This is a genomic window from Luteimonas deserti (assembly GCF_013425765.1).
Taxonomy (GTDB): Bacteria; Pseudomonadota; Gammaproteobacteria; order Xanthomonadales; family Xanthomonadaceae; genus Luteimonas; species Luteimonas deserti.
This window is the reverse complement of sequence record NZ_JACCJZ010000020.1, coordinates 838,004-860,681: the sequence shown is the minus strand read 5'-3', so window position 1 is coordinate 860,681 and position 22,678 is coordinate 838,004. Positions and strand designations below refer to the sequence as shown.

The 22,678-nt window shown below is 68.7% G+C and carries 19 protein-coding genes; 7 read left to right on the top strand and 12 right to left on the bottom strand.

Going from position 1 to position 22,678, the window contains the following annotated elements:
- The first annotated feature begins 117 nt into the window (after positions 1-117).
- Entirely contained in the window at positions 118-2,880 is a 2,763-nt protein-coding gene (locus H0E82_RS16465) for an EAL domain-containing protein (RefSeq protein WP_180546518.1), read from the top strand.
- A 1,095-nt stretch (positions 2,881-3,975) separates the two neighbouring features.
- On the opposite strand, the gene H0E82_RS16460 is transcribed toward H0E82_RS16465, so the two are convergent.
- The 6 genes from H0E82_RS16460 to H0E82_RS16920 form a co-directional block, all read right to left on the bottom strand.
- Positions 3,976-4,221: a hypothetical protein gene (locus H0E82_RS16460; protein ID WP_180546517.1), complete on the bottom strand. Its 246-nt coding sequence runs from the start codon at positions 4,219-4,221 to the stop codon at positions 3,976-3,978.
- A gap of 10 nt (positions 4,222-4,231) precedes the next feature.
- A complete protein-coding gene (locus H0E82_RS16455; RefSeq protein ID WP_180546516.1) occupies positions 4,232-5,425 on the bottom strand; it encodes a methyl-accepting chemotaxis protein in 1,194 nt (397 codons plus the stop codon).
- 81 nt (positions 5,426-5,506) lie between these two features.
- Complete coding sequence (hflD, locus tag H0E82_RS16450; RefSeq protein WP_180546515.1) at positions 5,507-6,118, bottom strand: high frequency lysogenization protein HflD; 612 nt, start codon at positions 6,116-6,118, stop codon at positions 5,507-5,509.
- 45 nt (positions 6,119-6,163) lie between these two features.
- Complete coding sequence (gene mnmA, locus H0E82_RS16445) at positions 6,164-7,276, bottom strand: tRNA 2-thiouridine(34) synthase MnmA (RefSeq protein WP_180546514.1); 1,113 nt, start codon at positions 7,274-7,276, stop codon at positions 6,164-6,166.
- Complete coding sequence (locus H0E82_RS16440; RefSeq protein WP_180546513.1) at positions 7,273-7,752, bottom strand: NUDIX hydrolase; 480 nt, start codon at positions 7,750-7,752, stop codon at positions 7,273-7,275. The genes mnmA and H0E82_RS16440 overlap by 4 nt, the downstream gene beginning before the upstream one ends.
- Positions 7,749-8,276: a hypothetical protein gene (locus H0E82_RS16920; RefSeq protein ID WP_180546512.1), complete on the bottom strand. Its 528-nt coding sequence runs from the start codon at positions 8,274-8,276 to the stop codon at positions 7,749-7,751. Before H0E82_RS16920 ends, H0E82_RS16440 begins: the two co-directional genes overlap by 4 nt.
- 94 nt (positions 8,277-8,370) lie before the next feature.
- On the opposite strand from H0E82_RS16920, the gene clpS reads away from it, so the two are divergent.
- Positions 8,371-8,691: an ATP-dependent Clp protease adapter ClpS gene (gene clpS, locus H0E82_RS16430; RefSeq protein WP_180546511.1), complete on the top strand. Its 321-nt coding sequence runs from the start codon at positions 8,371-8,373 to the stop codon at positions 8,689-8,691.
- Between the two features lie 80 nt (positions 8,692-8,771).
- Positions 8,772-11,051 (top strand): ATP-dependent Clp protease ATP-binding subunit ClpA, encoded by a 2,280-nt coding sequence (clpA, locus tag H0E82_RS16425; protein ID WP_180546510.1) that lies wholly within the window; start codon positions 8,772-8,774, stop codon positions 11,049-11,051.
- Positions 11,052-11,588: 537 nt separating this feature from the next.
- On the opposite strand, the gene infA is transcribed toward clpA, so the two are convergent.
- From infA to trxB, 5 genes are all read right to left on the bottom strand, one after another.
- Positions 11,589-11,807 carry a translation initiation factor IF-1 gene (gene infA, locus H0E82_RS16420; protein ID WP_096209290.1) on the bottom strand — a complete coding sequence of 73 codons (219 nt, stop codon included), beginning with the start codon at positions 11,805-11,807 and terminating at the stop codon, positions 11,589-11,591.
- Positions 11,808-11,907: 100 nt separating this feature from the next.
- Positions 11,908-12,669 carry a leucyl/phenylalanyl-tRNA--protein transferase gene (gene aat, locus H0E82_RS16915; RefSeq protein ID WP_328797071.1) on the bottom strand — a complete coding sequence of 254 codons (762 nt, stop codon included), beginning with the start codon at positions 12,667-12,669 and terminating at the stop codon, positions 11,908-11,910.
- Positions 12,666-13,808 carry a GNAT family N-acetyltransferase gene (locus tag H0E82_RS16910; protein WP_235974347.1) on the bottom strand — a complete coding sequence of 381 codons (1,143 nt, stop codon included), beginning with the start codon at positions 13,806-13,808 and terminating at the stop codon, positions 12,666-12,668. Before H0E82_RS16910 ends, aat begins: the two co-directional genes overlap by 4 nt.
- On the bottom strand, positions 13,808-14,698 hold the full coding sequence (locus tag H0E82_RS16410; RefSeq protein WP_180546509.1) for a metallophosphoesterase: 891 nt from the start codon (positions 14,696-14,698) through the stop codon (positions 13,808-13,810). Before H0E82_RS16410 ends, H0E82_RS16910 begins: the two co-directional genes overlap by 1 nt.
- A gap of 28 nt (positions 14,699-14,726) precedes the next feature.
- A complete protein-coding gene (gene trxB / locus H0E82_RS16405) occupies positions 14,727-15,692 on the bottom strand; it encodes a thioredoxin-disulfide reductase (RefSeq protein ID WP_180546508.1) in 966 nt (321 codons plus the stop codon).
- A 154-nt stretch (positions 15,693-15,846) separates the two neighbouring features.
- On the opposite strand from trxB, the gene H0E82_RS16400 reads away from it, so the two are divergent.
- The 3 genes from H0E82_RS16400 (at position 15,847) to lolA (ending at position 20,100) form a co-directional block, all read left to right on the top strand.
- Entirely contained in the window at positions 15,847-16,914 is a 1,068-nt protein-coding gene (locus tag H0E82_RS16400) for an alanine dehydrogenase (RefSeq protein WP_180546507.1), read from the top strand.
- 79 nt (positions 16,915-16,993) lie between these two features.
- Positions 16,994-19,339 carry a DNA translocase FtsK gene (locus H0E82_RS16395; RefSeq protein ID WP_425600361.1) on the top strand — a complete coding sequence of 782 codons (2,346 nt, stop codon included), beginning with the start codon at positions 16,994-16,996 and terminating at the stop codon, positions 19,337-19,339.
- 119 nt (positions 19,340-19,458) lie between these two features.
- Positions 19,459-20,100, top strand: coding sequence for an outer membrane lipoprotein periplasmic chaperone LolA (gene lolA, locus H0E82_RS16390; protein WP_180546505.1), 642 nt, complete (start codon positions 19,459-19,461; stop codon positions 20,098-20,100).
- Positions 20,101-20,266: 166 nt separating this feature from the next.
- Here the strand turns inward: lolA and H0E82_RS16385 are convergent, their stop codons facing one another.
- Positions 20,267-21,118, bottom strand: coding sequence for a TraB/GumN family protein (locus tag H0E82_RS16385; protein ID WP_180546504.1), 852 nt, complete (start codon positions 21,116-21,118; stop codon positions 20,267-20,269).
- A 111-nt stretch (positions 21,119-21,229) separates the two neighbouring features.
- On the opposite strand from H0E82_RS16385, the gene H0E82_RS16380 reads away from it, so the two are divergent.
- A complete protein-coding gene (locus tag H0E82_RS16380; protein WP_235974381.1) occupies positions 21,230-22,537 on the top strand; it encodes a replication-associated recombination protein A in 1,308 nt (435 codons plus the stop codon).
- Positions 22,538-22,678 lie beyond the last annotated feature (141 nt).

The window sequence follows — 22,678 nt, the reverse complement described above, 5'->3', positions numbered from 1 at the left end:
AGTCTACCCCTACGACTGCGGCCCGACTCAACTTCGGGCCGGATGCGCCGCTATCACTCGGGACCCCGTCCGCCTCGCCGGAGCTGGGCACGCACACCACGGAGCAACAGCAGCGCAATGGAATCGGGCCTCATCTCCAGCCTTCTCGACCATCCCGTCTCGGATGGCGTGCTGCTGCTCGATCGAGGGGGACGCTGCATCGCGGCCAATCCGGCCGCGCGCAGGCGTGGCCTGGACCAGTTGGTGGAGCGGCATGCGACGTCGCTCGCCGGGCTGTATTCGCGCCTGCTCGACGGGATCGACGAGCTTCCGTGCGAGCTGCCCGATACGGGCATGCCGCTGCGCGGTGTGCTCAAGACCGTGCGTATCGATTCCGGCACGCCGATGGCGTTCTCGCTGAGCATCCGCCTGTCCGAAGACCTCGACGACTGGCTGGAAGCGGCGGAGTCCGGCGGCCATGCCCTGTGGGTCTGGGACCTGCGCCACGACCAGATGCGCGGCTCGGGTGCCTGGATCGAGTGGGTCGGCATGACCGGGCGCGACGCACCCGTTCCGTTCGCCACCGTCGAGCAGCGGATCCATCCCGACGACCGCGCGCCGATGCGCGAGGCCCTGCACGCGTATCTGGAGGGCGAGAGCAGCCAGTATCTCGCCGAGTACCGCTGCGAGCGGGGCGACGGGGACTGGCGCTGGGTGCGCGACAGCGGCCGGGTCACGGCCCGCGATGCCCAGGGCCGGGCCTCCCGGGTGGCCGGCACCCTGACCTGCATCGACCAGCAGAAACGCCTCGAGCAGACCCTGCGCGAGCAGCGCGGCCTGGTGGAGGACACCCAGCGGCTGGCCGGCATGGGCAGCTGGCAGTGGGCCATCGCGCGTGACCAGGTGAACTGTGCGCCGGATCTTCGCGCGTTGCTCGGCATCGCCGATGCGGCCTCCGTGCGGGCCTGGCTCGGTCGCTGCCGTCGCGCGGATTTTCCGACGGTGCGACGCGCCTGGCGCGAGCTGCGCGAACGCACTGAAGCCGCGCATTTCGAACTCACCCTGCGGGGCGCCACGGACGATCACGTGCTGCAGATCTGGGCGTCGGCGCAATGCGCGGCCGATGGCAGGCCGCAAGCCGTGCTCGCGCAGATCCAGGACGTCACCCGCCAGCGCCAGGCCGACGCCGAGTCGCGACGCCGTGGCGCCTTGCTCAGACGCGTCGCCGAACTCGGACGCATCGGCGGCTGCGAAATCGATGCCGACACCCGCACCCTGCACTGGACCGGCGAATGCGCCGGTCTGCACGGGCGGGAGGGGCAGTCCCTGCCACTCGAGGACCTGCTGCGGCACTACACCATCGAGTCGCGCGAAGCCCTGCAGTCGGCGATGAGCCGGGTAGCGGCGGGCGCGCCGGCCGAATCGATCGAACTGTGTTTCTACCGGCCGGACGGGCAGCAGATCTGGACCCAGGCCGTGGTCGATTTCGCCCGCGACCCGGGCATGCCGCCGCGTTACCTGGTGCTGTTCCGCGACATCTCGGGAGAACGCGCCGCGAGCGAGCGCATCGAACGCCTCGCTCATTACGACGCGCTGACCGGCCTGCCCAACCGCACCCGGCTGCGCCAGGACGTCGATGCCGCGCTCGCCGAGGGAGGCTCGCTGTACCAGGCGCTGCTGCTGCTCGACATCTCGGGCTTCGGCGGCATCAACGAGGCCCACGGCCACGCGGCGGGCGACCTGGTGCTCAAGGCCGTGGCGGCGCGCCTGCACATGCTGGTCGACGCGGGCGATCTGTTCGGACGCATCGGTGCCGACGAGTTCGTCGTACTGCTGCAGCAGGGGGCGGGCCGCCAGGATGTCGCCGGCACCGCGCAGCGCATCGTCAGCGGGCTGTCCGATCCGGTTCCGGCCGCGGGCGAGGTGCTGCGCTTCGGCGTGAGCGCCGGCATCGCGGTGCGCCCGCCGGGCGTCGGCTTCGACGAACTGCTGCGCGCCGCCGGCGTGGCCCTGCACGGCGCCCGCCAGCATGGGCGCAACCACATCGAGTTCTACAGCCCCGATGCATGGCTGCGCGCGCGCAGGCGTCTGGAGATCGAGCATGCGCTGCGCGGCGCACTGGAACACGAGGAATTCTCGCTGGCCTACCAGCCCCTGATCGCACTCGACGGGCATGGGGTCTGCGGTATCGAGGCGCTGCTGCGCTGGCATCACCCGGAGCTGGGGCCGTGCGCGCCCGACGAATTCATCGAGATCGCCGAGGCGACCGGCGACATCGTCGCGATCGGCGAGTGGGTGCTGCGCGAAGCCTGCCGTCAGGCTGCTGCCTGGTACGCGGCTGGACTGCGCTTCGGGCGCATGTCGGTGAACGTCTCGGCGGTGCAGCTCCGGGACCCCGGCTTCACCCAGCGCGTGCTCGCGGCCTGCTCGGACGCCGGCTGGCCGGCCGCCGGGTTGGAACTGGAAATCACCGAATCCGCCCTGCTGCTCGATACCGACGCGTTGTGGGAGTGCTTCGGCGCCCTGCAGAGCGCGGGCGTGGCCCTGGCGGTGGATGATTTCGGTACCGGCTTCTCGAGCCTCAGCTATCTCAGCCGGTTTCCGGTGGGCCGGCTCAAGATCGATCGCAGCTTCATCGCCGGGCTCGCCGGGTCCGACAGCACCGGGCGCGCGGTTGCGGTCACGCGCGCGATCATCCATCTGGGCAAGGCACTGCGCATGCAGGTGCTCGCGGAAGGCGTCGAGTCCGGCGAGGACGAGCGCCTGCTGCGCGACTACGGCTGCGACGAGGTGCAGGGGTATCTCTACTCTCGGCCGCTGCCGCCGCGCGAGATGGTCCGCTGGCTGCAGACACGCGCCCTGATCCCGGACACCGTGGAGCCGCGTTTCGCGGTGATCTGATCGGCGACCCGCGTGCGCCACCGGATGCACCGGCGGCCCGCAGCGAGCATCGTCGAACCTGCCCTATTTCCGACCGCGTGGTCCGACGCGTGGACGGGTCGCGAGCGCAACCGACTGACGTACGGAGCGGGGCCGCGCAGCCTGCCTTTGACGACGGGCGTCCGGACGCCGCGACGCCGCGACGCCGAATGATTGCTTTCCCGCGCCGTCTCCATCGACCGTGCGCGGCCTGCGCCTTCCGCAGATGGTATCGAGCTCATGATGGCGCGGGCCTGATGTGTCGCGCCGCGCCCCGGCGTGCACATCGGCCGGTCGGCGGCGAGACCGCGTTCAGCGACGTCGGCGAGCCACGGCTGCATGGAATCCGGTCTGGATCCAGCGCGCCGCGTCCTCGTGCGGTCCGGTCGCGACGCTGGCCGGCGCGCTCACGCGTGGATTCTCCTGCCCGAGTTCGCGTGGCCGGACGGTTCAGACGGGCCTGCATCAACCCGGCATCGGCCGGGCTTTGAAATGACTGCCGCGCGCGGGGGTGCTGGACACGATTCCGGCACAGCGGGCGCGTAGCGCCTTGCGACCGTCAGGTTCAAGCGTACGAGCTTGGGCGGGGCAGGGGATCGCGCAAGGCCACGTTCCGAGGTGGACGCGGTATCCCCGCACGGTGCCCTGGCTCAAGTAATGGAAGCACCCCCCGCTGCAGCAGGGAGCCGTGGCCTCGCGAAAGGCGCACCCGAACCTCGACATCCGCCGCGGCCCTTGCTGCGCACGCCCTTCCTGGTGTCGAACCCGCCTCCGTCATCCGCGGACACAAGACTGCCGCCGCTTCCACGCGCATGCGGCGTGTCGGATCAAGACCGGGCGTGCCGTTCGCTCAAACTGCATCTCTGCGGCCGCCGCGAGCAGACCGCACGCGCCGGCGGGCGCCAGCGCATCCGCCCCTGCGTATCGGAAACCTGCCTGCACGCGTTCCGTACTGCAGCCCGTCTGCAAGGCCGCGTTCTGCACCGCACATAAGGCGCGCGGGAAAACCGGCTCGATGCCGCCCCGATGTTGGGTTTCTGACGCGTGTCCCGATCAAGCGAACCGCGGCGCGATCGCTCAGAAGCCGGCCGCCAGGTCCCAGGCGATCACCGATTCGACCGGGTCCAGCGGTGCCGCGTGGGCGCCGTCCGGCGCGACTGCGTCCAGCAGGGCCTGCAGCTCCCTGCGACCGGCGAGTTCCAGCTGGTCGAGCAGGTCGCCACCGATCCGGCGCACGTTGCCGGCATCGGGCGGCACCAACGCGCATGCCCCGGCGGAAGCCGGGGCGTGCGGGTCGATGTCCGGGGAGGCGGGGTGATCCACGCGTCTTCGATCAGAAGAGTTCGACGGTGCCGGCGCCCATGGAATCCTGCGTCACGGGCTTGTGCGGCGGGCGTTCCCAGGTCGTGCGCAGCTCGCGCAGCCTCTGGCCGATCCGCTGCAGCGCCTTGGTGAGCTCCTCGTCGAAGACCCCGCCGTTGCGACGCAGCAGGTCCTGCAGCTCGATCGCCTCGCGGTTGATCGCATTGAGGCGCTCCAGATGCGTGTGCACACCGCCCAGGGCCTGGGTGGCGATGTCCTCGAACTGCAGCGCGCGCACCGCCTCGGTCACGCTGGCGTCGATCGAACGCCCGCATTCGGAGATCTCGCGCATGCCGTCGCCCAGCGAACGGTTGATGGTCGCGACCTGCTCGAGCATGCCGGCCGCTTCGGCGCGCGCTTCCCGCGAGCGGTCGAGATCGCGCGACGCCATGCCCGAGACGGTGTCGCGGACCTTGGCGATCGATTCCTTCGACGAATGCGCCAGCTTGCGGATCTGCTCGTTGAACGCGGTGGAGCGTTCGGAGAGATTGCGCACCTCGTCGGCGACCACGGCGAAGCCGCGGCCGGCCTCGCCCGCGCGGGCCGCCTCGATCGCCGCGTTGAGGGCGAGCAGGTTGGTCTGGTCGGCGATCGACTTCACGTCTTCGAGCAAGGCGAAGATGCCGTCGAGGTGGCCGGCCATCTCGTCGATGTGGGTCACGGTCACGCCGCTCTGGCCGCTGACCTGCTCCAGCGCCTCGACCAGCTGTTCCATCCGCTGGCTGGCGTGCTGGGCGAAACGGGCAACATCCGCGCCGCCCATGCCGTCCTGGTCACCCGCACGGTCGAGCAGGCGGCTCATCGCCTGGGCCTGCTGGCGCGACTTGCGGTTCATCGCATCGAAACTGCTGCCGAGGCCGCTGACCGCCTGGCGGATCAGCTCACGGGCACGTTCCACCTCGACTCGCGAGCCCTCGATCTCGGCGCCGACGAACTGGCGCAGCTCGCCCAGCAGTTCGTCCTGCTCCTTCATCGCCCGGCTGTGCTCGGCCGTCGGGCGGACCTCGCGACGGACCAGCCAGAAGGCGATGCCGAGCCAGCTGGCGGTCATGGTGATCAGGATCGCCCAGCGCACCGGCGCGGCCCAATCGAAGACGAACGCCAGCGGCAACAGCAGGGTCAGCGCGAGTGGCGCGGCGAGGCGGATCAGGATGCGTGCGTACATGGGCGCTCTCAGGGGATTTCTCACGTCCCCGGTATCGGCACCCCTGGGCGGGCCTTTAGCCCCTCGGGTCGCCGGCAGCGCTCAGGGCACCATGCGCCCGATCGCCTCGAGCATCCGGCTGCGACCGAGCAGCAGCTCCCACTGGCTGCCACCGAGCTGCCGCCACAGGACCGCCGCGCGGACCGCGGCCAGGAGCAGGGCGCGGATCTCGGCGACCACGCTGGCCTGGCCGAGGTAGTGCGGGGCCCCCTGGACCATCACCCGCGGACGCAGCTGGCTGATCGTCTCGGCGTACAGGCCGCCCAGGGCGTTGAGGACGTCCGGGTGGGTGGCGCCTTCGGCCTCGGCTCGGGGCGCGATGCGCCGCACACCGTCGGCCACCGCATCGATGACGTCCGGCTCGTCGGAAAAGCGGCGTTCGAGGCGCAGCACGGACATCGCCAGTTTGGCGACGCCGTCGTCGGACTGCTGCCGGGTCAGGATGTCGCGCAGCAGGCGCAGCCCCGGATGCAGGCGTGGCACGCCGCCATAGACGTCGGCCACGGAATCGGCGTCGATGCGGAACACACTGGCGATGACCGTTCCGGCGGCGTCGCTGCGCGACTGGCCGGACTCGGCGGTGGTGCGAACCTGCTGAAGGGCCTGGGCCAGCGCGGCCAGCGCCAGGACCCGGTCGTCGATCGGATTGCTCATGTGCGGAGTTTACCCGCTGACCGCGTGCCGATCCGTGCGCGCGGTTCAGCCGCCCGCCGCGCCGGGATCGCAAGGCGCGTCGCAGCGCTCGATCACCGCGCCGCCGAGGCATTCCTCGCCCAGGTAAAGCACCAGCGACTGGCCCGGCGTCACCGCCCGCTGCGGCCGTACGAAGGCGACACGCAGGCTGCCGTCATCCCGGACTTCGACGCTGGCGGGCTCGGCGGTCTGACGGTAGCGGGTCTGCGCCAGCGCCTCGAAACGCGGCGCCGGTGGCGCGCCTGCAATCCAGTGCGCGGCGGCGGTCCAGGTGGTGCGCGACATCAGCCAGCGGCTGTCGCGGGCCTGGTCCACCACCAGCACGTTGTCCTCCACCCGCTTGTCCACCACGTACCAGGGCGCCGCCGCGAAGCCCCGCACGCCGCCGAGCTGCAGGCCCTCGCGCTGGCCGAGGGTGAAATAGAACACGCCCGGATGACGGCCCACCACGCGCCCGTCGGGCGTGCGGATCTCGCCTTCGCGGGCGGGCACATAGCGCGAGAGGAACGTGCGGAAATCGCGCTCGCCGATGAAGCAGATGCCGGTGGAGTCCTTCTTCTCGGCGGTCTGCAGCCCGGCCGCGCGCGCGCGTTCGCGTACCTCGGACTTGGGCAGGTCGCCCAGCGGAAACAGCGTTGCGGCGAGCTGCGCCTGGCCGAGCTGGTGCAGGAAATAGCTCTGGTCCTTGCCCGTGTCCTGCGCGCGCAGCAGCCGCCAACGCCCCCCGGCCCGGTCGATCCGGGCGTAATGCCCGGTCGCGATGCGCGACGCGCCGAGCGCGTGTGCCGCATCCAGGAAATACTTGAACTTGATCTCGCGATTGCACAGCACGTCCGGGTTGGGCGTCCGCCCGGCGGCGTACTCGTCGATGAAATGCGCGAACACCCCGTCCCAGTACTCGCGGGAAAAATCCCGGAAGTGGATCGGGACGCCGAGCCTGCCGGCGACGGCCACGGCGTCACGGCGGTCGTCCTCGGCACGGCAGTCGCCGCTTCCGTCGTCGGCCCAGTTCTGCATGAAGAGTCCCGCCAGCGGTACGCCCGCGTCGCGCAGCAGCAGGGCCGCGACGGACGAGTCGACGCCGCCCGAGAGCCCCACCATGACATCCGGTGTGCTCATCGCACCTGCTGGAGCAGGGCCAGCGGCACGCGCTGGCCGGCCAGGCAGTCCGCCACCACCGTCCATACCAGCGGGCTGCGGTGCCGGTCGTCCAGGGCACGCAGTTCCGAGGGCGAAAGCCACAGGGCCCGCTCGATGCCTTCGTCGAGATCCCGCGTTTCGTCGTGGGACAGCGGCCGGGCGACGAATGCGAAACGCAGGTACTGGCGTCCGCTGTCCTCGCCCGGTCGCGGCGGGGCGGTCCACTGGTAGGCGCCCACGAATCCCGTGAGCTCGACCGTCCAGCCCGTCTCTTCGAGCGTCTCGCGCACCGCGGCGTCCACCAGGGATTCATCCGGCTCGAGATGACCGGCCGGCTGGTTCAGGACCAGCCGACCCTCGACCCGCTCCTCGACACACAGCACACGGCCGTCGCGGATCACCACGGTGGCGACGGTGACATCCGGTTGCCAGAACCGGCCGCTGCGCAGGCTCACAGCCTGTCCTCGCCCGTCAACCGCAGCTCCATGTCGTCGGCGAGCTGGGCGGCCGCCTCCAGCGCCTGCTCGAGGCGCGCGCCATCGGCGTCGTCGTGCAGCTTGATCACATAGAACAGCACGTCGCCGGCGACCTCCCAGGCGCCGAGCACATTGCTCTGGCTGTCGCGCAGCAGCATGTCGCTGCGCTCCGCCCCGAACCCGCCAGCAGGCACCCGCGCCGCGGGCGAGAAGACCTCGCGCACCGCGCTGTCGCCGAAGACGTGCGCGCGTCCCGACACGAACGCGACCTGCGAGCGGCCTTCCTGCTGCCACGCGAACACCACCCTGTAGTCGCCGTCGGGATCGCGTTCGTAACGCACCTCGCGCGTGTCCAGGCGCGCGGCCAGGGTGGCGTCACCGGCCGCTGGTCCTGTCGCCGTTGCCGGGCTCGCGCGGTTCTCCGCGACCGCAGTCGTCGCGCACGCGCCTGCCGCGACCATGACCAGGACGAGTGCGAGGGCGGAGCGGCTGGAAAGAGACATGCGTACGCCCGCGGGCAGGATGGAACGCGATTCTGACCCCACCCCCCGGGCGCGTCCATCCGCGCGCTGGCGGAGCGGCCCTTATAATTGCCGCATGAGCCGCAAGCACGAACACGAGCACGACCACAGCACCGCCGTCGCGACCAGCAGGCCGGAGGTGGCGCCGCCGCCGCTGTATTCGGTGCTTCTGCTCAATGACGACTACACCCCGATGGATTTCGTGGTCGAGGTGCTGATCCGGTTTTTCGCGCTGGACATCGAGCGGGCCACCCAGGTCATGCTGCACGTCCACACCCGCGGCCGCGGTGTCTGCGGGGTCTACAGCCGCGAGGTGGCGGAGTCGAAGGTGGCACAAGTGAACGAATACGCACGACTCAACCTTCACCCCTTGCTCTGCACGATGGAAAAGGCCTAAACAGGTCCCGGGGACGGGGATGGAAATACCGGGTCCGGGACCCCATCCAGGGTTGCAGCGCATCCGGAGGCATCCGCCCCATGTTCAGTAAAGATCTCGAGTTCACCATCGGCCAGTGCTACAAGCGCGCCCGCGAGGCCCGCGACGAGTACATGACCGTCGAGCACCTGCTGCTTGCCCTGCTCGAAAATCCCTCGGCCGAATCGGTCCTCAAGGCCACCGGCGCCGACTTCGTCCGTCTGCGCAGTGATCTGGAACAGGCCATCCTGACTTCGGTCACCAAACTCGCGGACGACGATACCCGTGACACCCAGCCCACCTTGGGTTTCCAGCGTGTGCTGCAACGGGCGGTCTATCACGTCCAGTCCTCCGGCAAGAAGGAGGTCACCGGGGCGAACGTTCTGGTGGCGATCTTCGGCGAAAAGGACTCGCACGCGGTCTACTACCTCAACCAGCAGGATGTCAGCCGGCTGGACGTGGTCAATTACCTGTCCCACGGCATCGCCAAGACCGGCGGTGACGAGCCGGAGAGCAGCCACGAGGACGCGGGTGCCGCTCGTGAAGGCGACAGCGATGCGAAGGGTGATGCGCTGGCCGAGTACGCGAGCGACCTCAACGCCGCGGCGCGCGACGGGCGGATCGATCCGCTCGTGGGCCGCGCGGAGGAAGTGGAGCGCACGATCCAGGTGCTGTGCCGCCGCCGCAAGAACAATCCGCTGTACGTCGGCGAGGCGGGCGTCGGCAAGACCGCCATCGCGGAGGGCCTGGCCAAGCGTATCGTCGATGGCGAAGTGCCGGAGGTGCTCAACGGCGCGACGATCTACTCGCTCGACCTCGGTGCGCTCGTGGCCGGAACCAAGTATCGAGGCGATTTCGAGAAGCGCCTCAAGGCCGTGCTCGCCGCCATCCGCAAGCATCCGGGCGCGATCCTGTTCATCGACGAGATCCACACCATCATCGGTGCCGGCTCGGCGTCGGGCGGCACGATGGATGCGTCGAACCTGATCAAGCCCGCATTGTCCTCGGGCGAGCTGCGTTGCATCGGCTCGACCACCTTCCAGGAATACCGTGGGATTTTCGAAAAGGACCGCGCACTGGCGCGGCGCTTCCAGAAGATCGACATCGTCGAGCCCACCGTCAGCGAGACCTTCCAGATCCTGCAGGGCCTCAAGCCACGCTACGAGGCACACCACGACGTCACCTACGCCGACGAGGCGCTGCAGGCGGCGGTCGACCTGTCGGTCAAGCACATCGCCGACCGCCTGCTGCCGGACAAGGCCATCGACGTCATCGACGAAGCGGGCGCACGTCAGCGCCTGCTCCCCGAGGGCGTGCGCAAGGCGCTGATCGATGTCGAGGAGGTCGAGACGATCGTGGCCAAGATGGCGCGCATTCCGGCCAAGCAGGTCAGCGCGACCGACAAGGACGTGCTGGAGCATCTCGAGCGCAACCTGAAGATGGTGATCTTCGGCCAGGACCCGGCCATCGAGACCCTCACCTCGGCGATCAAGCTGGCGCGCTCGGGGCTCGGCAATCCGGACAAGCCGATCGGCAACTTCCTGTTCGCTGGCCCGACGGGCGTGGGCAAGACCGAGGTCACGCGGCAGCTCGCGCTGCAACTCGGCATCGAACTGGTCCGTTTCGACATGTCGGAATACATGGAGGCGCACTCCATCAGCCGGTTGATCGGTGCGCCTCCGGGCTACGTCGGTTTCGACCAGGGCGGCCTGCTGACCGAGAAGGTCGTCAAGACGCCACACTGCGTGCTGCTGCTCGACGAGGTCGAGAAGGCGCATCCGGACATCTTCAACATCCTGTTGCAGGTGATGGATCGCGGCGTGCTCACCGACACCAACGGCCGCGAGGCGAACTTCCGCAACGTGATCCTGGTGATGACGACCAATGCCGGTGCCACGCTCGCGTCGCGGCGCTCCATCGGGTTCATGCGCCAGGACCACAGCAGCGATGCGATGGAAGTGATCCGCAAGGCGTTTTCGCCCGAGTTCCGCAACCGGCTCGACGCGGTGGTGCAGTTCCAGTCGCTCGGCTTCGACCATATCCTGCGTGTCGTGGACAAGTTCATGATCGAGCTGGAGAGCCAGCTGCACGACAAGAATGTCGCGCTCAGTGCATCTCCGGCCGCGCGCGACTGGCTGGCGCAGCACGGGTTCGATCCGCAGATGGGCGCACGCCCGATGGCACGCGTGATCCAGGACCGCATCAAGCGTCGTCTGGCCGACGAGCTCTTGTTCGGCAAGCTCGCCGGCGGCGGGCGGGTGGTCGTGGACGTGGAGGACGGCGAGCTCACCGTCGAGACCTTCGCCGAGCCGGAAAAACTGCTGACCGCGACGGTGGAATGACCCGGCGGATTCGCGGAACGAGGAAGGCGCCGCAAGGCGCCTTTCTCGTATCCGGATACGACAGTTGTGGGGTTGCGCCGTCGAGCGCGGTCGCGGACACGGAAACTGGTAGGGACCGGCGCGGCAGCGGCCTGTGCCTGCGAGGGGGCACGTTGAACCTGTGGCGGCAGGTCACCGAGCGACATTGCCGACTGGAACCTGGTGGCCCGGGGCTGGACCTGGACAAGGCAGGGCCGCCACATCATCCGGCCGGTTTTCCTGACGCAGGTCGGCCCCATGCCGTGGATGGCCTGCCGAGCAAGTGGGCCGGGCGACGGATCCAGAATGGGCGGTGCGCCCCGTAACAGCGTCAATCGGCCTCTGGCTGCAGCCTCACGACGCCGACGCTCTGCGGGAGCGGCCGGAATCGAACGAAGGCGCGAACCTCGGGACTCGAGACGTGGGCGGTTTGCCTGCGCCGGTCCGTCGCCGGCCCGAAATGCAAGAAGGCAGCCCAGAGGCTGCCTTCCGTCCACGCAGGCCATCGAGCGCCGGCGATTACTTCATGCGGTAGGTGATCCGACCCTTGCTCAGGTCGTAGGGCGTCATCTCCACCTTGACCCGGTCGCCGGTCAGGATGCGGATGTAGTTCTTGCGCATCCGTCCGGAGATATGCGCAATGATTTCGTGGCCGTTCTCGAGCTTGACCCGGAACATGGTGTTCGGGAGCGTCTCGGAGACCGTGCCTTCGAATTCGATGACGTCGTCTTTCGCCATTCGTCTGGAATGTCCGTTGTCTGTGGGAGCGGCGCAGGGCGCGCCAGCAAAGCGGAGCATTCTCGCACGTGGCAGCTTCGGAAGTAAAACCGCGTCCTGCTCAGACGTGAATGCCCGGCGCATTGCGTCCTGCATACCACGAGGCGGGGCGTTCGCCGAACGCGCCGGACCAGTCGGTGGGCGCCAGTGCCGGGGCGGAGACGAGGCCGGCAATCGCATCGATGAACCGCGCGCGCGGCCAGTACACCGCGCCCAGGCTGATGAGGTGCGGATTGCCGACCTGGGCGTCGAGCAGCGGCATTTCCCAGTCATGCAGCTGACGCGCCAGCGCCGCCAGTGCGATCTTGGACCCGCCGGACACCGCACTGAACATGCTCTCGCCGTAGAACATCCTTCCGATGGTCACGCCGTAAATTCCGCCCACCAGCTGCGTACCGTCGAAGACTTCGACACTGTGCGCGACGCCGGCCGCATGCAGCCGGCCGTAGGCCGCGCGCATTGCGGGCGTGATCCAGGTGCCCGCCTGGCCAGGGCGGGGCACGGAAGCACACGCAGCCACGACGGCGTCGAACGCCGTGTCGGCGCGCACGGTCCAGGGACTGCGGCGCAACTGTCGACGGAAACGCCCGGGGAGCGCGAATGCCGCGGTTTCGAACACCAGGCGCGGATCCGGCGACCACCACAGGATCGGTTGCCCCTCCGAGTACCACGGAAAGATGCCGTGCCGGTAGGCATTGCACAGGCGCGCGACCGAGAGGTCGCCGCCGAACGCGAGCAGGCCATCGGGCTTGCGCAAGGCCGAGGCGGCAGGCGGGAAGGGCGCCTCGGGTGATGCGCCGAGGCGCGGCAGATCCGGGCTCACGAGGCGGCGGCGCCGCGGAAGGGCCCTCTGCCGCCCAGCGCGACGGCGTACCCGTCGATGGCCCGTGCCTCCTGGGCGCACCAGTCGCGCAGCGCCTCGCGGAACATCGGGTCGGCCACCCAGTGGCGACTGCGGACCCGGGTGGGCAGAAATCCCCGGGCCAGCTTGTGTTCGCCCTGGGCGCCGGGCTCGAAGCCGTGCAGACCTTCGCGGAGGCAATAGTCGATGCCCTGGTAATAGCAGGTCTCGAAGTGCAGGCCGGGCAGGGCGACGGTCGAGCCCCAGTACCGGCCGTAGAGCGTGTCGCGACCGCGCAGGCACAAGGCGCCCGCGATCGCGACGCCACCATGGTCGGCGAGCACCAGGACCAGCTGGCGCGGCATGGTCCGGGCGAGGTGGCGCAGGAACGCCATGGTCAGCGCCGGCGAATTGCCGTACTCGGCGAAGGTCTGCTGGTAGAAGCGGAACATCGTCGCGAGGTCCTGGTCGCTCGCCTCGTCGCCGTGCAGCACCCGGAACGTCACCCCGGCGCGTGCGACCTTGGCCCGCTCCTGCCGGATGTTCTTGCGGTGCTTGTGGTCCATCGCACCGAGGTAATCGTCGAATGTCGACCAGTCGCCCGGATTGCGCCAGTGGTACTGCACGTCGATACGTGGCAGCCATTCCGGATCGAACGCCGCGTCTTCGGCCTCGGTGTGGAAGTTGACGTGGACCGACGACAGATCGGTATCGACCGTATGCGCAGGCAGCGCGGCAATCAGCGCTGAGCGCGCTGTGGGATCGAGGGCCAGAAGGCGCGGCCCGGTCACCGGCGAGTAGGGCACAGCGCACAACCATTTCGGGAAATAGTCGCGGCCGTGGCGAGCGTACGCATGTGCCCAGGCATGGTCGAACACGAACTCGCCATGCGAGTTGGTCTTCAGATAGCCCGGCGCGGCCGCGACCAGCTGCGCCCCCTGCCAGAGGGTGAGATGGTGCGGCGTCCATCCCCAGTCCTCGCGAAGACAGCCGTGGGTCTCGAGGCCGTCCAGAAACGCATGGGACACGAACGGATTGGCGCCATCGTGCAAGGCGTCCCAAGCGGAGACGGGCAGAGCCGCAAGCGAGTCCAGAATGCGGATGTCGGGGACCGGCGGCATCAGGGACGCAACTCGAGCAGGTCGATGGTAGGCGGGTTGAACAGACGGAGCGGAAGGCCGGTCTCGCCGACGCCTGCGGTGGTGAACACCCGCACCGGGCGTCCGTCGCGTCCCACCACCGAGGCCTCGCCACGGTCGAAGCCATGGGCGCTGGGAATCACGTACCGGTACAGGACCGGAATCCGGATCTGTCCGCCGTGGGTATGCCCGGCCAGGACCAGCCGGGCGTCTGCGGGGGTCAGGTCCGTGGCGCTGTCGGGATTGTGCGCGAGGACCAGCGTAGGCGTGCCGGCCGGTGCAGCGCGCAGGAAGCTCGCGTCATCGCGCTGCGCCCAGCGATCACCGAGCCCCGCCCAGCGGTAGCCTCCCGCGTCCATGATCTGTCCTTCGATGATCCGCACGCCATGGCGCGCGAGCGCGGCCCGGAGCGCCGCGTCGATGTCGGGGCCGGGCGCCTGCTGGTCGTGATTGCCGAGCACCGCATACACGGGCGAGTCGAGCCGCGCGAGCGGAGCGAACATCGCATCCAGCGATGCATGTCCAGGTGCGAACGTGAAATCGCCGGCGATGGCGATGGCATCCACCTCCAGTGCGTCCAGCCGGTCGACCAGGCGGGACAGGAAACGTGCATCCTTGTACACCCCCAGGTGCAGGTCGCTGACCAGCGCGATCCGTGCGTCGATACCGGTACCGGACAGCACCGTCTCCTGGACGCGGATGATCCGCGGCTCGATGAAGCGGGCCCAGACGAGAACAAGGGCAAGACACAGGGCCGCTGCAGCGAGTCCACGCAACCGCGGCTTGCGCAGGCGCCAGAGCAGCCACGCGACGAGCGGCACCATGAGCCAGCTCGCATGGAGCAGCGCGCCGGCGAGTCGGACCGTGTCCACGGTGGGCCTCGCCGGCGCTCCGCCGCGCTCAGCCCTGCTGGTCGAGGAAGCGCTCGGCGTCCAGCGCGGCCATGCAGCCGAAGCCGGCCGAGGTGATCGCCTGACGGTAGTGCTGATCGGTCACGTCGCCGGCGGCGAAGACGCCGGGCACATTGGTCGAGGTCGCATTGCCGTCGATTCCGGAGCGGATCTCGAGGTAGCCGTTGTTCATCGCCAGCTGGCCTTCGAACAGGGTGGTGTTCGGTGTATGGCCGATCGCGACGAAGAAGCCGTGCACCGCGATTTCCCGCGTGCTGTCGTCCTGCACTGAACGCAGGCGCAGACCCGTGACGCCGGCCTCGTTGCCCAGGACCTCGTCGACGGTGTGGTGCCACACCGGGACGATCTTGCCGGCCTGGATCTTCGCGTTGAGCTTGTCCTGCATGATCTTCTCGGCGCGCAGCGTGTCGCGGCGATGGACCAGGTAGACCGTCTTGGCGATGTTCGACAGGTACAGCGCTTCCTCGACCGCGGTGTTGCCGCCGCCCACCACGGCCACGTCCTGGTCCTTGTAGAAGAAGCCGTCGCAGGTGGCGCAGGCGGACACGCCACGGCCCTTGAACGCCTCTTCCGAGGGCAGCCCCAGGTACTTCGCGGTCGCGCCGGTGGCGATGATGATCGCGTCGGCGGTGTACTCGCCGCTGTCGCCCTTGAGGCGGAACGGGCGCTGGGACAGGTCGGCGGTGTGGATGTGGTCGAAGATGGTTTCGGTGTCGAAGCGCTCGGCATGCGCCTGCATGCGCGCCATCAGGTCCGGACCCATCAGTCCGTGGGGGTCGCCCGGCCAGTTGTCGACCTCGGTCGTGGTCATCAGCTGACCGCCCATCTGCATGCCGGTGATCACGACCGGCTTGAGGTTCGCGCGGGCCGCGTAGACGGCCGCGGTCCACCCGGCGGGGCCGGAACCGAGGATCAGCAGACGGATGTGACGGGGGCTGGTATTCGAGACGCTCATGTATACTCGCGGGCTATCGGCACTGCGGCCTGACGTGACCCATAGCTTGGCGGTGCGCCCCACGCAAAACAAGGTTCGGTCGCGTCAGCCGAACGGAACAATCCATCCGCGACACGCCGCCGAAAGCGGCGTTTTTTGTGCAGGAGTCTGCGACATGCGTATCGGTATCCCCAGCGAGACCAAGACCCTCGAAGGCCGCGTGGCCCTCGTCCCCGCTGCTGCGGGTGATCTGGTCAACCGCGGCCATGAGGTATGGGTGCAGCAGGGCGCGGGCCTGAAGTCCGGTTTCAGCGACGAGGCCTATACGCGCCTGGGCGTCAACATCGCTCCGGACGCCGCCGCGGTGTACGAGAAGGGCGAGCTGATCGTCAAGGTCAAGGAACCGATCGAAGGCGACCTTGCGCTGCTGCGCAAGGACCACCTGCTGTTCTGCTACCTGCATCTCGCGCCGCTGCCCGAACTGACCAGGCGCCTGCTCGACATCGGCCTCACCGGCGTGGCCTTCGAGACGGTCGAGCTCGACAACGGCGAGCTGCCCTTGCTGGCGCCGATGTCGGTGATCGCCGGCAAGATCGCGGTGCAGGTCGGCACGCATTACCTGCACCAGCCGCTGGGCGGGAAGGGCAAGCTGCTCGGCGGCCTGCCGTCGACCGAGCGCGGCAAGGTGGTGGTGTTCGGTGCCGGCTACGCGGGTGGAGCATCGGCGGCGCTGGCGGCGGCCGGCGGTTCCAACGTGGTGGTGTTCGAGAAGCGCCAGGACCGCATGGAGCAGATGATGCGGCTCGGCAACAACGTCACCGCCCTGTACCCCTACGACGAAGTGGTGGCGCGCGAGGTGGCCTCGGCCGACCTGGTGGTCGGCGCGGTCCTGGTCACTGGCGCGGTCGCACCGCACGTGGTGACGCGCGAGATGATGAAGTCGATGGAAGACGGCAGCGTGCTCGTCGACATCTCCATCGACCAGGGCGGCTGTTTCGAGAGCTCGCGTCCGACCACCTGGAAGGAGCCGACCTATGTGGAGGAGGGCGTGACCCACTTCTGCGTGACCAACATGCCGGGCGCCGTTCCGCAGACCTCGTCCCAGGCGATCTGCGCAGCGATCCTGCCGTGGGTCAACAAGCTGGCGTCCGGTCAGTGGCGTGACAATCCTGCGCTGGTGCGCGGGATCAACGTCGAAGGTGGCCGGCTGGTGCATCCCGCGCTGCAGGACATGAAACTTTGACGTAAGATCAAACACCTGGGCCCACTTCTTCAGGTAAAAACCCACGGTGGCACGTCCGCTCACAGAGCGCGCCAAGCGCGTGCGCAGTCCCAGCAAGGATGCCGGTCCACCGGCGTCCGCGGCTGTGCCGAATCCGCGGCGCCAGCGTCTCGTACGCGACATCGCGCTGATCGTGATCGCGCCGTTCCTGCTGTATCTGCTGGCGTGCCTGTTCACCTACTCGCACACCGATCCGGGCTGGACCAACGCCGGCAGCGTCACTGCGCCGCTCAGGAACGTCGGCGGGCCGGTGGGCGCGTGGATCGCCGACGTGCTGCTGCACCTCTGCGGATACGTGGCCTATCTGCTGCCGGTGATCCTCGGTGCAGTGGCCTGGATCGCGCTGTTCGGCATCGAGCGTGATCCCGAGCGTCATACGGATTTCGGCCCCGCCCTGCGGCTGGTCGGCATCGTCGGCTTCCTGGTCGCGTCGACCGGACTGCTCTATCTGCGTCTGCCCGCGGTGGAAAACCTGTCGGCAGGCGGGGGGGGCATCCTCGGCCGGCTGGTGGGCAACTCGCTCTACGGCGGCGTCGGGCCGGTGGGTGGCAACCTGTTCCTGCTCGCACTGTTCCTGGTCTCGGTCACGCTGGCGACCGGCCTGTCCTGGTTCGCGGTGATGGACCGCATCGGCGGCTGGGTCCTGCGCATGCCGGTGATGTTCCGACGCGGCAGCAAGCAGGCCAGCGAGTGGAAGGAGGCGCGCGAGCACCGCGAGGAGCGCACCGAGGCGCGCAAGATCGAGACCGAACTGCGCGCCAAGCGGGCGCCGGTGAAGATCGAACCGCCGGCGGCCGCGCCGGTGGTGGAGAAGAGCGAACGCGCCAAGCGCGAGCAGCAGATTCCGATGTTCCACGGCGTGGGCGCCAACGGTTCCGACCTGCCCCCGCTGTCGCTGCTCGACGATCCCAAGCCGCAGCCGAACGGCTACGACGAGGAAACCCTCGAAACGCTGTCCCGGCAGATCGAGTTCAAGCTCAAGGACTTCCGCATCGACGTGGAAGTGAAGGAGGCCCAGCCGGGTCCGGTGATCACGCGCTTCGAGATGGAGCCTGCGCCCGGGGTGAAGGTCAGCCAGATCAGTTCGCTGGACAAGGACATCGCACGCGGCCTGTCGGTGAAATCCGTCCGTGTGGTGGACGTGATCCCGGGCAAGTCGGTGATCGGCATCGAGATCCCCAACGTACGCCGCGAGATGATCTATCTCTCCGAGCTGCTGCGCTCGAAGGAGTACGACAAGTCGGCCAGCCCGCTCACGCTGGCGCTCGGCAAGGGGATCAGCGGCCAGTCGGTGGTGGCGGATCTTGCGCGCATGCCGCATCTGCTGGTGGCCGGCACCACCGGCTCGGGCAAATCGGTCGCCGTCAACGCGATGGTGCTGAGCCTGCTGTTCAAGGCGAGCCCGAAAGACCTCCGCATGCTGATGATCGACCCGAAGATGCTGGAGCTCAGCGTCTACGAGGGCATCCCGCATCTGCTGGCGCCGGTGGTCACCGACATGAAGGAGGCCGCCAACGGCCTGCGCTGGTGCGTGGCCGAGATGGAGCGCCGCTACAAGCTGATGAGCGCGGTGGGGGTGCGCAACCTCGCGGGCTTCAACAAGAAGGTGAAGGACGCTCAGGACGCGGGGCAACCGCTGTCGGATCCCCTGTTCCGTCCCAATCCGGAGACCAGCGACGTCGCCGAGCTGCTCGAGCCGCTGCCCTACATCGTCATCTTCATCGACGAATTCGCCGACATGATGATGATCGTCGGCAAGAAGGTCGAAGAACTCATCGCGCGTCTGGCGCAGAAGGCGCGCGCGGCGGGCATCCATCTGATCCTGGCCACGCAGCGTCCATCGGTGGACGTGATCACGGGCCTGATCAAGGCCAACATCCCGACCCGCATCGCCTTCCAGGTCAGTTCCAAGATCGATTCGCGCACCATCCTCGACCAGTCCGGCGCCGAAACGCTGCTGGGCCACGGCGACATGCTGTACCTGCCGCCGGGCACGGCGATGCCCGAGCGCGTGCACGGCGCGTTCGTGTCCGACGAGGAAGTCCACCGCGTCGTCGAACACCTCAAGCAGAGCGGCAAGGCCGAGTACATCGAAGGCGTGCTCGACGAAGTGCAGACCATGGGGGACGGCACGGTCGTCGGCGCAACCGGCCTGCCGGAGGCCAGCAGCAGTGGCGGCGACGAGAGCGATCCGCTGTACGACGAGGCGGTGAAGATCGTCACCGAGACACGGCGCGCCTCGATCTCAGGGGTCCAGCGCCGGCTGAAGATCGGTTACAACCGCGCTGCGCGCCTGGTCGAAGCCATGGAAGCGGCCGGTGTGGTCAGCCCGCCCGAGCACAACGGCGATCGCAGCGTACTCGCGCCGCCGCCGCCGCCGCGCTGATCGACATCCCGCGCTGAATCGCGGATGCACGATTGCGGCATCGCGCTGCAGTGTCACCGGCGCATTCAGCAACCGATTCGCACACTCCGCTCAACACAACGCACTCCGAGGCCTGCAGCATGCGCGCACTGATCCGTCACTCACGCTGGTTCGCCACCGCCGCCGTGCTGGTCATCGCCGGCGTGGCGCATGCCAACGATGCACGCGCCCAGCTGGACCAGTTCACCCGCGGTCTGAAAGGACTGGAAGGGCAGTTCACCCAGCAGGTCACCGACGGCAACGGCCGGGTCAAGGAGACCTCGAGCGGCACGTTGGCGCTATCGGCGCCCCGTTTGTTCCGCTGGGAATACGTGAAACCGTATCCGCAGCTCATCGTGGCCGACGGTCGCACCGTCTGGGTCTACGATCCGGACCTGCAGCAGGTGACCCGGCGATCGCAGGGCAGCCAGGAGCAGGACAGTCCACTCGCCGCGCTGATCGATCCGGCCAAGCTGGACCGCGATTTCAACGTCGAGCCCGCCGGGTCTTCCGCGGGCCTGAACTGGCTGCAGTTGCGACCCAAGCGCAGCGATAACGCTGCCTTCGAACGCGCGCGGCTCGGGTTCGCGGCCGACGGCGCGCTGAGCCGCATGGAGATCCACGACACGCTGGGCCAGCGCACGACCATCGGCTTCAGCGGCTGGACGCGCAATCCGACCTTCGCGCGCGATACCTTCCGCTATACACCGCCGGCCGGTGTGGACGTCGTCGGCGAGGAATGACGCCGCACCGGCCTTGGTGTGGACAGCGCGCGAGGCGTTTTTCAGCGCGCTGATCCAGATCGACCGTCGCCCCGGCGCCGCCTATCAGATGCATGTCCGGTCACGCTGGGGTTCGGAGCCCCACCGGCGAAGCGGATTCCAGCGTCCGCCGTGGTGACGAGCCAAGTCAGCGCGCTGGCTGCCCGACCTGCCGGATCGGCGTGAACATCGGCAGCACGAGCCGGTAATCGAACGGGGAGCCCTGCCTTTCGCGTCCGCCGTGGCGTGATGGCGCGACATCGACCGTCCCGCATGTCTCGCCGCAGGCCCAGAACGCGCCGCGCGCGGACGTGACGTTCACCGAGTAGGGCGACAGATCCTGCAGCAGCGCGGTCATCGGTTGCTCGGGAAACCTCTCCGGTGCACCCGGTGGCCGCGCGCGCATCGCGTGCACGTTGCCGGTGACGACCACGATCCGGCCATGCGGGAGCGCGTCATGCGCCCGCTGCAGCACGTGGGCCATCGCTGCCTCGCAGTCGCCGCGCTGGTAGCAGCGGATGTCGCGCGGATCGAAGGGCAGGAGCGCGACGTCGCGCCCCGATGCCTGGAGTCGGCCGACGCGGCGGACCAGCGCCAAGACATCCTCGCTTCGACGTCCGTCGTTCTCGGCTGGCGGCACCTGCCACCAGGCGCGTCGTCGCAGCGCTTCGATCGTCGCATCGGTGCCGCCGCTGGCCACGGCGGCACGCAGGGCCTCGTGTTCGCGCGTTGGGATCTCCAGCGCCAGCAGCACCGGCGATGCGGCGCTCCAGCGTTCGAGCAGATCACCGGCCAGCAGCGGGAGCTCGCGCGTGCCGTGCATCTCGCCGAGCACGACCAGGCGGTGCCCCTCCGATTCCCGCGTCAGCGTGTCGACCGCATCCCGCCGCCAGTCGGCGGCGGCGGTCGCGGACAGTGCGCAGAGCACGATCCCGAGGACCGACCGCGCGAGGGGGCGCGTCGCGCTTGTGATCACGTTCCCGTGGCGCAATATCGGCATGTCGCAGTCCCTCGCACTCCAGTCCCCACAGGTTAACGCGTGCCCGGAACCCGTAATCTCCGACCCTCCCGCGCCGACACCGGCGACCTGCTGCAGGTCGACCGCAGCGCGATGCGTCCGCTGGCCGAGCGCATGCGCCCCGCCAGGCTCGACGAGATGGTGGGCCAGCGCCGTCTGGTCGCCGAGGGGACCGCGCTGCGCACGGCCGTGGAGGCCGGCAAGATCCATTCGATGGTGTTGTGGGGCCCGCCGGGCTGCGGCAAGACCACGCTGGCGCTGCTGCTCGCGCATTACGCCGATGCGGAATTCAAGGCGATCTCGGCGGTGCTGTCCGGCCTGCCCGAAGTCCGCCAGGTGCTGGCCGAGGCCGCGCACCGCTTCGATGGCGGGCGCCGCACGGTGCTGTTCGTCGACGAGGTACACCGCTTCAACAAGACCCAGCAGGACGCGTTTCTGCCGCACATCGAACGCGGCACGATCGTCTTCGTCGGTGCGACCACCGAGAATCCGTCCTTCGAGCTCAACTCCGCGTTGCTGTCGCGTTGCCGGGTGCACGTGCTCGAATCGGTGTCGCCCGACGACATCCTGGAATCACTGCATCGGGCCCTGTCCGATACCGAGCGCGGGCTCGGTGATCGCGGATTGCGGATCGCGGACGACCTGCTGCGGTTGATCGCGGTCGCCGCCGACGGCGACGTGCGCCGCGCTTTGACGCTGCTGGAGATCGCCGCCGAGCTGGCGGGCGAGGGCGGCGACGTCACCGCCAGTACCATCGAGCAGGTGCTCGCCGACCGCACGCGCCGGTTCGACAAGGGCGGCGAACAGTTCTACGACCAGATCTCGGCTCTGCACAAGTGCGTTCGCAGCTCCAATCCGGACGCCGCCCTGTACTGGCTGACGCGGATGCTCGACGGCGGCTGCGATCCCGGCTATCTCGCGCGGCGGATGACGCGCATGGCGGTCGAGGATGTCGGCCTGGCCGATCCGCGCGCCTTGCAGATGTCCATCGATGCCTGGGAGACCTTCGATCGACTCGGCAGTCCCGAGGGCGAGCTCGCCCTGGCCCAGCTGGTGATCTACCTGGCCAGCACCGCGAAGTCGAACGCCGGTTACGTGGCCTTCAAGCAGGCGAAGCGCGACGTGCGCGAATTCGGCACGCAGGATGTGCCGCTCCACATCCGCAACGCGCCTACGACGCTGATGAAGGAACTCGGTTACGGAAGCGGCTACCAGTACGACCACGATGCCGAAGGCGGCATCGCGCTCGACCAGAGCGGGTTTCCCGATGCGATGGGCGAGCGGGTGTACTACGAACCGGTCGAACGGGGACTGGAGCTCAAGCTCAAGGACAAGCTCGATCGGATCCGTGCCGCCCGTGCCGAGGCGCTGGACCGTGCGCGCGGAACCGGCGCCGACTGACCCCGTGTTCGTCCGACATCCCGGCGGCTGCGATTCCGATGGCCTGAAAGGCCGGCCGGCCGATTGCCCCCCGCAGTGACCGCGTCAGACTCGAGAGCGGATCACGATCCGGGGCGGTCATGCGTCGATACATCGCAGGCG

What these genes read in the sequence shown, in the direction of transcription:
- trxB (WP_180546508.1), bottom strand. Translation starts at nt 15,692, where the DNA reads ATGAGCGTCTCGAATACCAGCCCCCGTCACATCCGTCTGCTGATCCTC.
- H0E82_RS16920 (WP_180546512.1), bottom strand. Translation starts at nt 8,276, where the DNA reads ATGTCTCTTTCCAGCCGCTCCGCCCTCGCACTCGTCCTGGTCATGGTC.
- H0E82_RS16400 (WP_180546507.1), top strand. Translation starts at nt 15,847, where the DNA reads ATGCGTATCGGTATCCCCAGCGAGACCAAGACCCTCGAAGGCCGCGTG.
- infA (WP_096209290.1), bottom strand. Translation starts at nt 11,807, where the DNA reads ATGGCGAAAGACGACGTCATCGAATTCGAAGGCACGGTCTCCGAGACG.
- hflD (WP_180546515.1), bottom strand. Translation starts at nt 6,118, where the DNA reads ATGAGCAATCCGATCGACGACCGGGTCCTGGCGCTGGCCGCGCTGGCC.
- H0E82_RS16910 (WP_235974347.1), bottom strand. Translation starts at nt 13,808, where the DNA reads ATGCCGCCGGTCCCCGACATCCGCATTCTGGACTCGCTTGCGGCTCTG.
- H0E82_RS16455 (WP_180546516.1), bottom strand. Translation starts at nt 5,425, where the DNA reads ATGTACGCACGCATCCTGATCCGCCTCGCCGCGCCACTCGCGCTGACC.
- clpS (WP_180546511.1), top strand. Translation starts at nt 8,371, where the DNA reads ATGAGCCGCAAGCACGAACACGAGCACGACCACAGCACCGCCGTCGCG.
- H0E82_RS16385 (WP_180546504.1), bottom strand. Translation starts at nt 21,118, where the DNA reads ATGCCGATATTGCGCCACGGGAACGTGATCACAAGCGCGACGCGCCCC.
- H0E82_RS16465 (WP_180546518.1), top strand. Translation starts at nt 118, where the DNA reads ATGGAATCGGGCCTCATCTCCAGCCTTCTCGACCATCCCGTCTCGGAT.
- clpA (WP_180546510.1), top strand. Translation starts at nt 8,772, where the DNA reads ATGTTCAGTAAAGATCTCGAGTTCACCATCGGCCAGTGCTACAAGCGC.
- lolA (WP_180546505.1), top strand. Translation starts at nt 19,459, where the DNA reads ATGCGCGCACTGATCCGTCACTCACGCTGGTTCGCCACCGCCGCCGTG.
- H0E82_RS16380 (WP_235974381.1), top strand. Translation starts at nt 21,230, where the DNA reads ATGCGTCCGCTGGCCGAGCGCATGCGCCCCGCCAGGCTCGACGAGATG.
- mnmA (WP_180546514.1), bottom strand. Translation starts at nt 7,276, where the DNA reads ATGAGCACACCGGATGTCATGGTGGGGCTCTCGGGCGGCGTCGACTCG.